The 15,254-nt window shown below is 57.6% G+C and carries 13 protein-coding genes; 4 read left to right on the forward strand and 9 right to left on the reverse strand.

The genetic code is table 11. The annotated features are described in order from the left end of the window. Nucleotides 1-41: 41 nt before the first annotated feature. A complete protein-coding gene (locus BLV81_RS14540) occupies nucleotides 42-1,199 on the reverse strand; it encodes an iron-containing alcohol dehydrogenase (RefSeq protein ID WP_092357483.1) in 1,158 nt (385 codons plus the stop codon). A 69-nt stretch (nucleotides 1,200-1,268) separates the two neighbouring features. After that, nucleotides 1,269-1,898 carry a TetR/AcrR family transcriptional regulator gene (locus BLV81_RS14545; protein ID WP_092357485.1) on the reverse strand — a complete coding sequence of 210 codons (630 nt, stop codon included), beginning with the start codon at nucleotides 1,896-1,898 and terminating at the stop codon, nucleotides 1,269-1,271. A 222-nt stretch (nucleotides 1,899-2,120) separates the two neighbouring features. Here BLV81_RS14545 and BLV81_RS14550 point away from each other — a divergent pair, with 222 nt between their 5' ends. Further along, nucleotides 2,121-3,071 carry a LysR family transcriptional regulator gene (locus tag BLV81_RS14550; RefSeq protein WP_092357487.1) on the forward strand — a complete coding sequence of 317 codons (951 nt, stop codon included), beginning with the start codon at nucleotides 2,121-2,123 and terminating at the stop codon, nucleotides 3,069-3,071. 68 nt (nucleotides 3,072-3,139) lie between these two features. Here the strand turns inward: BLV81_RS14550 and BLV81_RS14555 are convergent, their stop codons facing one another. Beyond that, nucleotides 3,140-4,249 (reverse strand): NADH:flavin oxidoreductase/NADH oxidase, encoded by a 1,110-nt coding sequence (locus tag BLV81_RS14555; protein WP_092357489.1) that lies wholly within the window; start codon nucleotides 4,247-4,249, stop codon nucleotides 3,140-3,142. Between the two features lie 21 nt (nucleotides 4,250-4,270). Beyond that, nucleotides 4,271-6,067, reverse strand: coding sequence for an ABC transporter transmembrane domain-containing protein (locus BLV81_RS14560; RefSeq protein WP_092357491.1), 1,797 nt, complete (start codon nucleotides 6,065-6,067; stop codon nucleotides 4,271-4,273). A 380-nt stretch (nucleotides 6,068-6,447) separates the two neighbouring features. Between BLV81_RS14560 and egtD the strand changes: the two genes are divergently transcribed. Further along, on the forward strand, nucleotides 6,448-7,410 hold the full coding sequence (gene egtD / locus BLV81_RS14565) for an L-histidine N(alpha)-methyltransferase (RefSeq protein ID WP_092357493.1): 963 nt from the start codon (nucleotides 6,448-6,450) through the stop codon (nucleotides 7,408-7,410). A 20-nt stretch (nucleotides 7,411-7,430) separates the two neighbouring features. Next, nucleotides 7,431-8,708 carry an ergothioneine biosynthesis protein EgtB gene (gene egtB, locus BLV81_RS14570; protein ID WP_092357495.1) on the forward strand — a complete coding sequence of 426 codons (1,278 nt, stop codon included), beginning with the start codon at nucleotides 7,431-7,433 and terminating at the stop codon, nucleotides 8,706-8,708. A gap of 23 nt (nucleotides 8,709-8,731) precedes the next feature. On the opposite strand, the gene BLV81_RS14575 is transcribed toward egtB, so the two are convergent. Beyond that, nucleotides 8,732-9,628, reverse strand: a complete 897-nt coding sequence (locus BLV81_RS14575; RefSeq protein ID WP_092357714.1) for a LysR substrate-binding domain-containing protein — start codon at nucleotides 9,626-9,628, stop codon at nucleotides 8,732-8,734. Between the two features lie 188 nt (nucleotides 9,629-9,816). Here BLV81_RS14575 and BLV81_RS14580 point away from each other — a divergent pair, with 188 nt between their 5' ends. After that, a complete protein-coding gene (locus BLV81_RS14580; RefSeq protein ID WP_092357497.1) occupies nucleotides 9,817-10,434 on the forward strand; it encodes an FMN-dependent NADH-azoreductase in 618 nt (205 codons plus the stop codon). 104 nt (nucleotides 10,435-10,538) lie between these two features. Here BLV81_RS14580 and BLV81_RS14585 read toward each other — a convergent pair whose 3' ends face one another. The 4 genes from BLV81_RS14585 to BLV81_RS14600 form a co-directional block, all read right to left on the reverse strand. Next, nucleotides 10,539-11,840 carry a class I SAM-dependent methyltransferase gene (locus BLV81_RS14585; RefSeq protein ID WP_092357499.1) on the reverse strand — a complete coding sequence of 434 codons (1,302 nt, stop codon included), beginning with the start codon at nucleotides 11,838-11,840 and terminating at the stop codon, nucleotides 10,539-10,541. A 202-nt stretch (nucleotides 11,841-12,042) separates the two neighbouring features. Continuing rightward, nucleotides 12,043-13,749, reverse strand: a complete 1,707-nt coding sequence (gene leuA / locus BLV81_RS14590; RefSeq protein ID WP_092357501.1) for a 2-isopropylmalate synthase — start codon at nucleotides 13,747-13,749, stop codon at nucleotides 12,043-12,045. Between the two features lie 561 nt (nucleotides 13,750-14,310). Further along, on the reverse strand, nucleotides 14,311-14,448 hold the full coding sequence (locus BLV81_RS14595) for a DUF3096 domain-containing protein (RefSeq protein ID WP_092357503.1): 138 nt from the start codon (nucleotides 14,446-14,448) through the stop codon (nucleotides 14,311-14,313). Nucleotides 14,449-14,804: 356 nt separating this feature from the next. After that, complete coding sequence (locus BLV81_RS14600) at nucleotides 14,805-15,131, reverse strand: hypothetical protein (RefSeq protein WP_092357505.1); 327 nt, start codon at nucleotides 15,129-15,131, stop codon at nucleotides 14,805-14,807. Nucleotides 15,132-15,254 lie beyond the last annotated feature (123 nt).

Genomic DNA, 15,254 nt, shown 5'->3' on the forward strand with positions numbered 1-15,254 from the left:
GCATGGGTGAAATCAGCCAGAGATTAGATTGGATGTCAAATTTACAAGGCGGCTTCGAGGATAGTGCGGCTGACAGCCAGAGTATGGTCCCGATGCTCGCCCAGTGCTGTCATGCCGTGTTTGTCCAGCTGCCCGAGCACGGTCTCGACCGCGCCCTGGCCTAGTTCATAGTCCGACAGCCGGGTCTTGATGCCCAGGCTTTCAAAGAAATCGCGGGTGCGTCCGATGGCCAGATCGATGCGCGCATCTTCGCTGCCTTCAGTGATTTGCCAGACGCGCTCGGCGTATTGCAGCAGCTTGGCGCGTTTGCTGTTGCGCCGGACGGACAGCAATGAAGGCAGCACGATCGCCAGCGTGCGGGCATGATCGATATCGTATTGTGCAGTCAGTTCATGGCCCAGCATGTGCGTGGCCCAGTCTTGCGGCACGCCGGCGCCGATCAGACCGTTGAGCGCCAGGGTGGCCACCCACATCAGGTTGGCGCGGGCGTCGTAGTCGTTCGGCTCGGCCAGCACGCGCGGTCCGGTTTCGATCAGGCTCAGCAGCAGCCCTTCGGCAAAACGATCTTGCACCTGGCCTTGCACCGGATAAGTCAGGTATTGCTCGACGGTGTGGACAAACGCGTCGACCACGCCGTTGGCAATCTGGCGCTCTGGCAGCGTGAAAGTCTTGCTCGGATCGAGGATAGAGAATTGCGGAAATACCAGCGGGCTGTGGAACGCCAGCTTGGCCTGTATCGATTTGCGGGTGACGACGCCGCCGTTATTCATTTCCGATCCGGTGGCCGGCAATGTCAGCACGCTGCCAAAGGGCAGGGCGCGGGTGATGTTGGCGCCGCGCTGGACGGCGATGTCCCATGGTTCGCCATCAAAGTTCGCCGCGGCTGCGACGAATTTGGTGCCATCGATGACTGAACCGCCGCCGACCGCCAGCAGGAAGTCGATGTTCTCGGCGCGCACCTGAGCCACTGCCTGCATCAGCGTTTCATAACTCGGGTTGGGCTCGATACCGGCAAATTCATGAATCTCGCGCTGGCCGAGCGCGGCTTTGACTTCAGCCAGGGTGCCGGTTTTCTGAGCGCTGGAGCCGCCGTACAGAATCAGTACGCGGGCGTCGTGGGGAACCAGATCGGCTAGCTTGGCGATGGTGTCGCGGCCAAAAACGATCTTGGTGGGATTGTAGAATTCAAAATTCAGCATGCGGATTCCTTCAAAAGTAGACCGCTCAACTAATCGAGCGGTAAAAAAAGCACGGACTTGCAGCGTGCTTCAGGTTGGTGTCGGTGCTGTCGATGGTGTCGCTACCGTCAGGACATCCAAGGTAATTTCCATGGCGTTGTCGAGCGCGCTGCGATCTTGCTGGAGCTTGGCCAGCAGGCTGGCGCCCAGCCATAGCTGGTAAAGCATTTGCGCGGTTTTTTGCGGTTCCAGTTCAACCCGCAGGGAGCCGTCGGCGATCCCTTCGGCGATGCAGTCCGCCAGGCGCGCCATCACTTGCCGCGTGCCTTCGCACAAAACCAGGCGCATGTCATCCGACAGGTCGGCGACCTCGGCGCTGAGTTTGACTACCAGGCACTTGTCCATGGCTTCTGCGCCCGATTGCGTATCGAGCCAGTGACTCCAGTAACGCAGCAAACGTTCGCGGGCAGACTCTTGCGCCGGCTGCACTGCAATCTGCAGGACTTCTTCCAGCGCTTGCAGGTAGTCGTCCACATACTGCTCCATCAGCGCCCGGCCGTATTGTTCCTTCGATTCGAAGTAATGGTAGAAGGAGCCCTTGGGTATCGCCGCCGCACTCAATATCTCGCTGAGCCCGACGCCCGAGAAGCCTTTGACGGCAATGATTTTTTGGCCGGCGTCCAGGATGTGGCGCTTGGTTGTATCGTAGTTTGCTCTCATGATCTTTGCATTCTAATCTAAATTAGACCGGTCGTCTAATTTGATCTGGCTTTATCGTGCTTACAGTACGGAAAATCGCTATCGATTCGATACCTGAGGTCACGCCTGTCGTGCTTTGGCGATGGCTACCCATGCCAATGCATATCCGTTATGCTAGTGAAGCTTATTGTGCAATTTTCTTGTCTGAAGGTTCGCATCCCTATACTAATTTCAGCGCCGCCCATGACATCCCGTACCAATCACCACCTCGATACCTACTTGTTACGCGTTTTGCACACCTTGCTGGTGGAAAAGAGCGTATCGCGCACCGCGATCAAGCTGGGACAATCGCAGCCGACCATCAGCAATACGCTCAAGCGCCTGCGTGAGCTGACCGGCGACGCCATCCTGGTGCGCGGCAAGACTGGCATGGTGCCTACCGAACGCGGGCAGGAATTGCTGGCGCTGGCGAAACAGGGATTGGAAATCATCGAGAGAATCGCTGCGCCGGTGGCGGCCTTTGAGGCCGACAGCACGGCGCGGGTATTCCATATCGCCACGCCGGATTATCTGAACATGCTGCTGATTCCGTCCATCATCGAGCAGCTGCGCCGGCGCGCGCCCGGCGCCAGCCTGATGGTGCATGCGCTGGACGCCAATCTGGACTACGCCAATGCACTGGAAAATGGCCGCTTCGACCTGGTGATCGGCAACTGGCCTGATCCGCCCGAGCATCTGCATCTGGCGCAATTGTTCGACGACGATGTGGTCTGCATGATGCATCGCGATCATCCGGTCGCCAAGAAGGGCCTGACCCTGAAGTATTATCTGGAAATGCCGCATCTGGCGCCTACGCCCTATATTGAAGGGCACCGCAGCGGCATCGATGCTGCCTTGGCCGAGCAAGGCTTGAAGCGCAACGTGCAGGTGACGATTCCGTATTTCGCCCTGGTGCCGCATGTGCTGGCGAAATCGGATTTGATTTTCACCACCGGCCGGCAATTTGCCGAGCACGTTATCGCGGATTGGCCGATAGGCATGTTTACACTGCCTTTCGATATGCCGAAGATGCGTTTTTACATGCTGTGGCATGCGCGCTCGCATGTGGCGCCGGATGTGGTGTGGCTGCGGCGGCTGATTGCCGAGGTGTCGGCTGACCTAGGCAAGTCGGGCAGCAAAAAACCCGCTCCGTAAATCCTTGGACGTTCTACGGAAGCGGGCCCTGGGCCAAATAATGACGGCAACACTATTTCAGTGTTTCCTTATTTATCGCTGAAGTCCGCCGTTGGCCGTTGCGGCGATTTGCGTGAAGTCGCGCGCATGTATTGCGGCGCCCAGGAAGTGACATCGTGCAGTGCGTCGGCTGCGTGCAGCGGCCAGTAGGGGTCGCGCAACAGTTCGCGCGCCATCAGCACCAGATCGGCTTGTTCGGTGCGCAAGATGTGTTCGGCCTGGCCGGGATCGGTAATCATGCCGACCGTGCCGCAGGCGATGCCAGCTTCTTTTCTGACTCTGGCCGCGAACTGGGTCTGGTAGCCGGGCCCCACCGGAATGGTGGCAGCTGCAATATTGCCGCCGCTGGAGACGTCGATCAGATCGACCCCAGCCTCGCGCAACAGGCTGCTTAAAGCCACGGTTTCGTCGACATTCCAGCCGCCGTCAATCCAGTCCGTAGCGGACAGGCGTACCAGCAATGGCAGTTGCTCCGGCCAGACCTGGCGCACCGCCGCCGTCACTTCCAGCGCCAGCCGCGCGCGATTTTCAAACGAGCCGCCATACTGGTCGGTGCGATGGTTGCTGACCGGCGACAAGAACTGATGCAACAGATAACCATGCGCCGCGTGGATCTCGACTACTTTGAATCCGGCTTGATGCGCGCGCAGTGCCGCATCGGCAAATGCCTTGACGATGTCTTGAATGCGGTCGAGTGTGAGCGCTCTGGGCGTGGTGTAGCTGGCGTCGAACGGAATCGCCGACGGTCCGTCGGTTTGCCAGCCGCCTTGATCCGGATCGACCCGGCCTTGCTGCTCTTCCCAGGGACGCCAGACGCTGGCTTTGCGGCCGGCATGGGCCAGCTGGATGCCGGCGACCACGCCTTGCTGCTCGATAAAATGGGTGATGCGGCGCAGCGGCGCGATATGGTCGTCTTTCCAGATGCCGAGATCCTGCGGCGAGATACGGCCCTGCGGCAGCACCGCGCTGGCTTCGAAAATGATCAGGCCGGCGCCGCCGACCGCGCGGCTGCCAAGATGCACCAGATGCCAGTCATTGGCGAAGCCGTCTTCTGCGGAATACTGGCACATCGGCGCAACGGCAATCCGGTTCGCCAGCGTCACATCGCGCAACTTCAGCGGGGAAAATAAAAAAGTCATGTTCTTTTCCTGCAGGTTTGTTTATGCGTCGACCAGGCCGTTGAACTGCAATGCCGCCAGGCTGGCGTACAAGCCGTTTTGCGCGACCAGTTCGGCGTGATTGCCGGTTTCGACTATGTGGCCGTGCTCCAGCACGATGATGCGATCGGCGCGCTGCACGGTAGCCAGGCGATGGGCGATGACCAGGGTGGTGCGGCCGACCATCGCCGCTTCCAGTGCGCCTTGTACCGCGCGTTCAGACTCGGCGTCGAGCGCGCTGGTGGCTTCGTCCAGCAGCAACAGCGGCGGATTCTTCAACAGTGCGCGGGCAATCGCAATGCGTTGCCGCTGCCCGCCGGACAAGCGTACGCCGCGCTCGCCGAGGAAGGCTTGGTAACCCTCCGGCAAGCGTTCAATGAACTCATGGGCGGCGGCCATTTTTGCTGCAGCGATGACTTCAGCGTCGCTGGCGCCGACCCGGCCGTAGCGAATATTCTCCATCGCATTGGCGGAGAAGATGATGGTGTCTTGCGGCACAATGCCGATGGCATTGCGCAAGGTATGCAGGTCGAGGTATTTGATGTCGACGCCATCGAGCTTGACGCTGCCTTGCTGCGGATCGTAAAAGCGCAGCAGCAGCTGGAACAGGGTGGTTTTACCGGCGCCGGAAGGACCGACCACGGCGACGGTTTCACCCGGCCGGATGTCTAGCGACAGGCCAGACAGGGCGGCGCTCTCCGGCCGCGACGGATAGCGGAAACTGATGTTTTCCAGGGTCAAAGCGGCGCCTTGCGCGGTGCGCGGCGGCAGCGTATCCGGCAGCAACACGGATTGCACCGGCGACTGCGCTGACAATAATTCGAGCAGCCGTTCAGTGGCGCCCGCGGCGCGCTGGGCGTCGCCCATGACTTCGGCCAAGGCGCCAATGGAACCCGCCAGCAAGGCTGCGTACAAGATGAACTGGCCGAGTTCGCCACCGCTCATGCGGCCCTGAACCACGGCGTGGGCGCCCAGCCAGAGCACAAACACGATGGCGCCGAACACCAGCAGGATCGCCATCATGGTCAGCAGGGAACGCGCGCGTATGCGCTCCATCGCCGTGCCGAACGCATTTTCAATCGAGACGTCGAAGCGCTGCGCTTCAATATTTTCGTGGGTGAAGGCCTGCACCGTCGGCATCGCATTGAGAATCTCGCCAGCCATCGCCGAAGCATCGGCAACCCGGTCCTGCGAGGCGCGCGACAGCTTGCGCACGCGGCGGCCGTACCAGACGATCGGCAGCACCACCAGCGCCAGCATGACCAGGATGATCGCACTCAGCTTGACGCTGGTGATGAATAGCATAATCATGCCGCCGGTGAACAGCAGGGCGTTGCGCAAGGCCATTGAAATACTGGTGCCGACCAGCGCCTGGATCAATGTGGTATCGGTGGTGATACGCGACAGCACTTCGCCGGTCTTGGTGGTTTCAAAGAACTGCGGGCTTTGCGTGACGACGTGCGAGTAGACCGCGCTGCGCAAGTCCGCCGTGACCCGCTCGCCAAGCCAGGACACCATGTAAAAGCGCGCTGCGGTGGCGACTCCCAACACGCAGGCGACGCCGAACAAGGCCAGGAAATACAGGTCGATATGATTGGCGCCCTGAATGCCGCCGGTGCTGAAGCCCAGATCGATCATCTGCCGGAATGCGTAGGGAATTGCCAGAGTAGCGCCGGCGGCCACCAGCAGGGCCAGGCTGGCCATCACAAATTGCCGTTTATACGGGGCCAGGAAGGGAACCAGCCCTATGAGCGTGCTCAGACTGCGTTTTTGAGGTTCTTTGGAAGTTATGGTTGTCATGTCGGTTTCAGTAGGGGGCAGCGCAATTCGCTGCAAGCTTCGTCTGGCAAGCCTATTGCAAGGTCTTGCGACGGGATCTTACGACGAGACTTTGAAAAAAATGTATTCGTGGCAATATTTCATCTGTTCGTATTGCAATCGGTTAAGAGTCCGGCTCCAAATCGCCTGAAATATGCATTCATGCGCATTCTCTTGAAAGGGAACTTCATCCATCAAACGAATATCGATATACTTTGTACAGCGTGCCTGGTTTTGCGCAGCAGTTTGCGTTTGCTAGTGTAGTGGATGTTGCGCCATAGCGCAGGCTCTCAATGGAGCGGAACCGAATTCTTGTAGTGAAATGTGTGATTTCTTAATGATTGCCATCTCAGGAGAATCCTTTGGCTCAATTGTCGCAACCAGCGCAAAATTGCGTTGTGCAGGACGAGATTCAGCAGCAACTGGCGGCCGGCCTGCTGGCAGCGCACGCACATACCTCTCCCAAATATCTCTACGACGTTCTCGGTTCGCGCCTGTTCGCTGCGATCTGCGAGCTGCCTGAGTATTATCCGACGCGTACCGAAGCGGCGATTTTCGCCCTTCATGCGCAGCAGATAGCCGCTGCCGTCGGACCGGATGCGATTCTGATCGATCTGGGGGCGGGCAATTGCAGCAAGGCCGCAAGGTTGTTCCCGAGTTTGCGGCCCAGGCAATATGTGGCTGTCGACATCTCGGTGCAATTCCTGGAGGAGGCCGTGAGCGCGCTGCGGCAGCAGTTTCCCCAGATTGAGATGACTTGCCTGGGTATGGATTTTTCTTCCGAACTGGAGCTGCCGGCAACGTTAGGCATGGATCGCCGGCAGTTTTTTTATCCGGGGTCATCGATAGGCAATTTCGCGCCGCTGGAGGCATTGATGTTCCTGCGCCGGATTCGCAAGGGCATCGGCAGCAGCGGCGGCGGCCTGCTGATCGGGGTCGATCTGATCAAGGACAAGGCGATACTGAATCCGGCATACGACGATGCGCTGGGCGTCACCGCAGCGTTCAACCTGAATCTGCTGCATCATGTCAATCGCTTGCTGGACGCCGACTTCCGTCCGCGCGACTGGCGTCATCGGGCTTTCTACAATAGCGAACAGCATCGCATAGAAATGCATCTGGAAGCCAGGAACGAGCTCACCGTCCATTGGCAGAACGGCGGCATGCGGCGTTTTGCGCGGGGCGAGCGGATCCATACCGAAAGCAGCTACAAATACACCCGGGAAGGATTTGTCGACATGTTGCAGCAAGCCGGATACGGCGCGGTGCAGACCTGGTGCGATCCGAACAACTGGTTCATGGTTTGCCATGCCCAGGTAGCATGAACAGGCCAGGCAGGAGCGCGATGCATAAGCTGAAAAATGAGTTCGCAAATAAGTTGGCAAACAAGCTGGAAAATGCGCTGGCAAATGAGCTGGCAAAAGCGTTTTCCACGATACGCGACCAAACCGGCAGGCTGGTGCAGCCATTGTCGGCGGAGGATTGCTGCGTGCAATCGATGCCAGACGCCAGTCCTGCAAAATGGCATCTGGCGCATACCACCTGGTTTTTTGAAACCTTCATCCTGGAACAATTTGAAACCAGCTTCCAGCCGTTTCATCCAGCCTTCCGGGTTCTGTTCAATTCGTATTATGAAGGGGTAGGCGAGCAGCACCCGCGCGCGCAACGTGGTTTGATCACCCGGCCGTCGCTGGCTGAAGTACAAGCTTATCGGCAGAACGTCGATCAGCGGCTGCTGGCTTTGCTAGGGCAAACGCGGGCGCCGGACCAGATGCGACAATTGACCGCGCTGGTCGAACTCGGATTGCAGCATGAGCAGCAGCATCAGGAATTAATACTGACCGATATCAAGCATTTGCTGTCCATGAATCCCTTGCTGCCGCCCTATCTGGCATCGGATGCGATGGCGGAAGCGGCCGCTAACACCGCTGCGGCGGCAGCCTTGCAATGGCAGCCGTTTGAAGCCGGGATTGTCGAGATCGGGCATGCCGGACAGGGGTTTTTCTTCGATAATGAAACGCCGCGCCACCGGCAGTTCGTCGAACCGTTTTCCATGGCGTCGCGCCTGGTCAGCAACGGCGAATACCTGGCCTTTGTGGAAGATGGCGGCTACCAGAATCCCTTATTGTGGCTGGCTGCCGGCTGGGAATGGGTGCAACAGCAGAAGCTGACGCGGCCGCTATATTGGCAAGCGGCGTATACGCAATTCGATTCCGCCTGGCGCGAATTTACCTTGCACGGCTTGCAGCCGTTGGCCTTGCATGAGGCCGTCACCCACATTTCATTTTTTGAAGCGGAGGCTTATGCGCGTTGGGCTGGCGCACGCTTGCCTAGCGAGGCGGAATGGGAACGTGCAGCGGCGCAGGTTCAGGCAGCAGTTTCTGGAACAGATTACTTTGGCGTCGCCTGGCAATGGACTAGCAGCAGCTATGCGCCCTATCCCGGCTATGTTGCGTTGCCGGGAGCCGTGGGCGAATACAACGGCAAGTTCATGGTGAACCAGTATGTGTTGCGTGGTTCTTCATCCGCCACGCCTGACGGCCATGCGCGCCTGAGTTATCGCAATTTTTTCCCCGCGACTGCGCGCTGGCAGTTCAGCGGGATCCGGCTGGCGCGTTCCTGAATCAGCGCGGGTTACAGCTTGAACTACAGCTTGCTCAAATGCTCGATCAGGAAATCCACAAACACGCGCACTGCCGGCAGCAAACCTCTCTGGGTCGGATAGACCACCTGCACATGGCCAGCCGGCATGGTCCATTCCGGCAGCACATGCACCAGGGTTCCCTGGCGCAGTTCTTCCATGCAGTAGTCGCTCGGCAGCATGGTCAAGCCCAGGCTGCGCAGCGCCGCCTGTTTGCGCAACGCAAAATCTTCCACTGCCAGTCGCGGTACCGCCACCAGTTCGTAACGCTCGTTATGCGGGCCATCGAGTTGCAGGTGGACGCGGCGGTCACGCTCGGCGGCGCCGAGGAAGGGCAGTTTCACCAGGTCGCGCGGATGCTGCGCAACAGCGTACCTGGACATCAGCGCAGGCGCCGCCACCAGCAAGCCGGAGGCAGCGCGCAAGCGCCTGGTAGCCAGGTTCGGATCTTCATCTTCGGGGGCTCTTACCCGGACCGCGACATCGATCCCTTCTTCCAGCAGGTTGACGCGGCGGTTGGTAAACACCAAATCGATATTCACCTTCGGGTAGCGTTCCAGGAAAGCCGGCAGCGCTGTGGCCACCTCGGACTGGGCAATCGGCACCACGCAGCTTACCCGCACCGTGCCGCTCGGCTCCGCCAGCGAGCTGGTGACGGCCAGCTCGGCTGCCTCGGCGGCGGCAATCACTACCTGGCAATGCTGGTAATAGCGATTGCCGAGGTCGGTCATGGCGATACCGCGCGTATTGCGCTGTAGCAAGCGGGCGCCCAGCCGGCTTTCCAACTCCGATATGCGTCTGGACAAGCGCGATTTGGGGATGCCCAAGCTGCGGCCGGCAGCCGTAAAGCCACCTTCCTGCACCACGTTAGCGAAGAAATACAGGTCGTTCAGATCTTGCATGATAAGCATCCATTGTTCTGTATATGGAACAATATATCTTATTTTTGCTATCTAGTTCTATTGTCGATGCAGGGGTAGCATGTCGTCAATGGTTCAGATAACCAGGTAAATCAAACTCTGTTGGCATCGTGATGCACGGATCGCTATAGATTTTGACCCACTCTTAATTTAATCGAACGGCATATATCATGAAACTCTTACACATTGATTCCAGCATTCTTGGCGACGCTTCGGCCTCGCGCCAACTGACCCGCGAAGTAGTGGCAACGCTGCAAGCTGCGGATTCCGATCTTGAACTGACTTACCGCGACCTCAGCAAAGACGTCACTGCCCATTTGAGCGGCGCGACCTTTGCGGCCAAGGGCACACCTGCGGAAAAACGCAATCTGTCGCAAAAGCTGGAAGTCGAACTGAACGAAGCGATTCTCAATGAATTCCTGGCAGCCGATGTGATCGTGCTCGGCGCGCCGATGTACAACTTCACCGTGCCGACCCAGCTCAAGGCATGGATCGACCAGATTTGTGTTGCCGGCGTTACCTTCCGTTATAGCGACAAAGGTCCGGAAGGCCTGGCCAAAGGCAAGCGCGTCGTGATCGTGTCGACCACAGGCGGCAAACATGCAGGCGGCCCTACCGGCATCGCTCATGAAGACTATCTGAAATTGGTGTTCGGCTTCGTCGGGATTACCGATATCGAAGTAGTTCGCGCCGACGGCCTTAACTACGGTCCGGAAGCGAAAGAAGCCGGCTTTGCGGCAGCGCGTGCGCGTATCACCGATCTGACCAGCGCAGTGGCAATGGCTTGATTGGCCAGGGTTGAATCAAAGACCGCTTACCGGCAACCTGGTAGCGGTCTGATCAGTTGAAATAGAGTGAAAGAGCGCTTTGCGCTCTTTCACTGATCTCTGCATTACGGAATTCCATCTGTCGAAACGTGCCGCAGTAACAGCCGCTCCAGTGCGTTGAGCGTGTCGAAGGACTCAAGGAAGTCGGCAAAAAAATCCTGATTGCTCGGAGCTGCGTGGCTAAATTCCGGTTCCGTCCTGATGGCGTCGAATATTTGCTGGAAGCTGTTCTTGCCGTCGATATGACGTAAAATTTTTGCTCCGTATTTTCCGGGGTTCACTGTCAGCCCCATTCCTGAATGCTGATGGTTAAGAGCAAACGGGCGTCCCTTGTTCGTATCGAATACCTGAGCCATCAGCGGGCCGGTTAAAGGCTCGTGATAGAAAAACGGAACGTAATCGGCGTCGCCATACGGCGCTTTACAGGTTGCCGAGCGGGTGACATAAAATGAATGGGTGATGACGTCGCCAATCAACAGTTCGCCGATTTCATATTGTCGCCGGATTGATTGCTTCTTCAGCGCATCTACACTCTTTGGCGGCTTTTTGCCTAAGACCATATGTGGCAGGTATGGCGAGCGTCCCCGTCCAACGTCCGTAAGCTCCAGGTTAAGGCCATGCATATCCTGGATCCAGTCAAACAGTTCTCCCACCGTGTACGCTCTGTCCTGAGAGTGCAACAGCAAATCGTAGATGCCGGCATCGCCCAATTTATGGTCGTGATGCAAGTCCTCGCCACGCATAAACCAGTTCGTAGCAGGCAAGGTGTTTAAAATCTCTTTCGTGTTGCCGATCTTGGCGCCCAGGTCGAATTCATCGCCATTCACCAGGCGCATCAACTCTTGCATCTGGTAGATGCCGGTGCGGCCATGGGTGGCATAGAGCATGAGGCCCATGGCGCCAGTGTCCGTGAGCACGGCACGCAGCATCTTCAAGCCGGCATCAGGATTTTCAAGGTGGTGCAGGACGCCGCTGCAGTTGATGTAGTCGAACTTGCCTAAGCGAAGTTCGGGCAGGTTCAACAGCGAATCCTGGATCCACGTGATATTTTTCAAACCTCTTATATCTGCCCGCTCGCGGGCAAGCGCTATGCTTGCCTGGCTCAAATCCAGATGCACGATTTCAGCATCGGTGTTGCGTAATTGTTCGGCCAGATAAATTGTTGCGTCACCGGTCCCGCCGCCTGCCACCAAGACCCGGAAGCCTTCCCTGAACGATTGTTTCCCTGAGAAACAATAGTGATTGATCATCGCCAGGCTTTCCAGCCATGTTCGCGTCAATTGTTTTTTTTCGTCTTGCGGATTGCAGGGAGGGTAAGGCAGGGATTCATACTGATCCCGTACTTTCGGTAGATAGTTGGCGGACATGTAAGTACCTGGCTGAAGAAGGATTTCTTGCTGAACGAATATCGGGGATCATATCGTAGCAGTAATAGCCAGGCGGTAGTGCGCAGGATGCCGGTTTGTAGCTGGCATCCTGCAACCCTGGTGCGAGTCCGCGGTACGGTAATACCCGGGCTGCACTGAAATCGATTGCCGTGTGATCGCCACAACAATCAAATAAAAAAAACTAGGCCGCCGCCGCGCTGCCGACGACGCCCTGATTGGCTGCGTTGCCGGCAATTTCAATTTGCCGGTTCACCGCGCTCAATATCGCCTTGAACGATGCCGTCAAGGTATTGGCGTCGATACCGACGCCGAAACCGGTGGGAGCGTCGTTGAGGCGCAATTCGATATAGCTGGCAGCCTGTGCGTCGGCGCCGGCGCTGATGGCGTGTTCATGGAAATCCATCAGCTTGATATCCAGCCCCAGCGCATTGACGAAGGCGTCGATCGGGCCGTTGCCATGGCCGCTCGCGGTGTGGGCCCGGCCATCGCGGACGATGTCGATGTCAATCTTGACCGGCTGCGCCTTGCTGGAATCTTCGCTCATGCGGTGGCCGCGATACACGTAAGGAGTTTGCTTGTCCAGGTACTCTTGCTTGAAAATGCTGTAGATATTGCTGGCGGCAATTTCCTTGCCGCTTGCATCGGCCGCTTTCTGGATCGCACGGCTGAATTCGATTTGCAGGCGGCGCGGCATGGCCAGGCCGTATTCCTGTTCCAGCAGATACGCCATGCCGCCTTTGCCGGACTGGCTGTTGACGCGGATCACCGCGTCGTAGCTGCGGCCGAGGTCGGCCGGGTCGATCGGCAAATAGGGAATTTCCCAGATGGCGTCGGCTTTCTGCGCGGCGAAGCCTTTCTTGATCGCATCCTGATGCGAGCCGGAGAAGGCGGTAAATACCAGGTCGCCGACGTAGGGGTGGCGCGGATGGACCGGAATCTGGTTGCAGTCTTCGACGCATTGACGCACTTCGTCGATGTCGGAAAAATCGAGTCCCGGATTGACGCCCTGCGTGTACAAATTCAAAGCCAGCGTCACCAGGTCGACGTTGCCGGTGCGTTCGCCGTTACCGAACAAGCAGCCTTCAACCCGGTCGGCGCCGGCCATCACAGCCAGTTCGGCGGCGGCAACGGCGGTGCCGCGGTCATTGTGCGGATGGACGCTGATGATGGTGGCGTCGCGGCGCGCCAAATTGCGGTGCATCCATTCGATCTGGTCGGCAAACACATTCGGTGTGCTGCATTCGACTGTACTCGGCAAATTGAGAATGACTTTGCGCGTCGGGCTGGCTTGCCAGGCTTCAACCACGGCATCGCAGACTTCTTTCGAAAAATCCAGCTCGGCGGTGCTGAAGGTTTCCGGCGAATATTCATAACGCCATTGTGTTTCCGGACGGGCGTCGGTCAATTCCTTGATCAGGCGCGTGCCGGAGACGGCGATTTCCCTGACTTCTTCGCGGCTCTTGTCGAACACGATACGGCGCCAGGCCGGAGAGATCGGGTTATACAGATGGACGATGGCTTGCTTGGCGTTCTTGAGCGCATCGACGGTGCGGCGGATCAGGTCATCGCGCGATTGGGTCAAGACGATGATGGTGACGTCGTCCGGAATGTGCTTTTCTTCAATCAGCTTGCGGACGAAGTCGAAATCGGTTTGCGAGCCGGAAGGGAAGCCGACTTCGATTTCCTTGAGACCTATCTTCACCAGCAACTTGAAGAAGCGCAGCTTGCGATCGGCGTCCATCGGTTCGATCAAGGCCTGGTTGCCGTCGCGCAGATCGGTGCTCATCCAGATCGGCGGAGCGCTGATGATTTGATTGGGCCAGGTGCGATCACTCAATGGAATCGGCGGGAACGGGCGATACTTGACAGCGGGATTGTGCAACATCATGTTAGGCCTCTCTTGGAGCTAGTGAAGTGTGCTGATGAAATGAAAAGGAATTCTGTCGTGGCAAGAAGGTTGCCTGACTGCCACTCGAAAATTAACGCGAGGCCAGGCAACCGATCGGTAGCAGTAGCTGGAGCGATAGCAGTAGCAGAGCTGGCAAACGCTTGGCGGCGAGCGTGTAGTTGTGGCGGAAGAAGGTAAAACGAAGTGGCGTGGAGTACATGGAATCTTGCTCTTTAAAATGAAGATTCATTGACGAATCTCAGTTTTACTACCGTTGATTTCTTGACTGGCGCTGTTGTTGCTGTTGCTGCCAGTTGTGTCCCCCCGTCAGAACGGGGTCGAGATCATAGTGCGCGTAGTAGCGATAGCGCTAGTAGCGGCACTAGCAGCATTGCCGGCAGGGCGCCAGCAACGTGCAGTAGAGAGCGGGATTGGATGCGTGTGGAAAACATGCACTTAATGTATGGGATAAAGTCGGGCCTTGTCAAGCGCCGCTTGCTGCATGGCGCAAAATATTGACCAAGCCGTGCGGATTTTGCATACGGGCACGGGAAAGCTCGCTTAGCGGCCGAACAAGCCGATCAGGCCGATAACTATCAGATACAGCGCGATAATGTAGTTCAGTAGGCGTGGAATTATCAGGATAAGCACCCCGGCGACCAGCGAAACGATGGGGGTCAGGTGCAGGCCGGAAATCATATGCGCTCCTTTTTTCGAGTGAAGAATCAGGTTGCATCTGGCTCGATGATACGTCGCCGACGGTATTTCCATTGTAGGACAAGGTCACCAAACATAGTAGGATTACGCTGATTTCCGGAAAAAAACGGCTTGGCTATCGACTGTATCAGGAGGAGAGACCGTTACAGTGCTGGCTAATGCCGATAAGGACACACACTCCGTCAGGTGCGCGAGCTGAAACCTGGCGGTCATCGTCAGCAACGGGCAGGTCGTTGGCGATCACCATTTCAGATCGGGCAGGAGACGGATTCACTCCCTTCCCGGGGAATACTTTGGCGCTCTCGCAAGATCGCTGAAACGCGCGTTAATCATTGGCTTCAGAGGGCGCGCGTGCCCGAAATCAAGCGCGTAATAAACGCCGAACGTTCAGATTTTTTCCTGGGTAGGGCGCGCTCAATCATCGAGGTCCATTGCTCCGACAGTTGCTGGCAAGTTGCACGCAGCACCGGCGCCAGTCCCGGCCAGTCCGACAGGGTGCGCAAGTGCCGTTCAATCGTCTGGGCCGACTGTACGCAGGCGTCGCTCGCCAGGTTGTGCATATTGTATTGAGAGATCAGGTGCAATACCGCCGAAATCAACAACTCCGGCGGCGTACGATAGTCCCCGGCCGCGGCCGGGTCTGCTGCTGTGCGCGAATTGTTCATCAAAAACTCCTTGAGCGGATATCTTTAAATAGTAATGATTCTCATTTAAATTATTATCCAACGCGAGTTTGAATGCAAGCACTTTGCTGTTTTTTAATTTGATCGGGAGTTTCGGACCTTCGG

This window comes from Collimonas sp. OK242, assembly GCF_900107095.1.
GTDB lineage: Bacteria > Pseudomonadota > Gammaproteobacteria > Burkholderiales > Burkholderiaceae_D > Collimonas.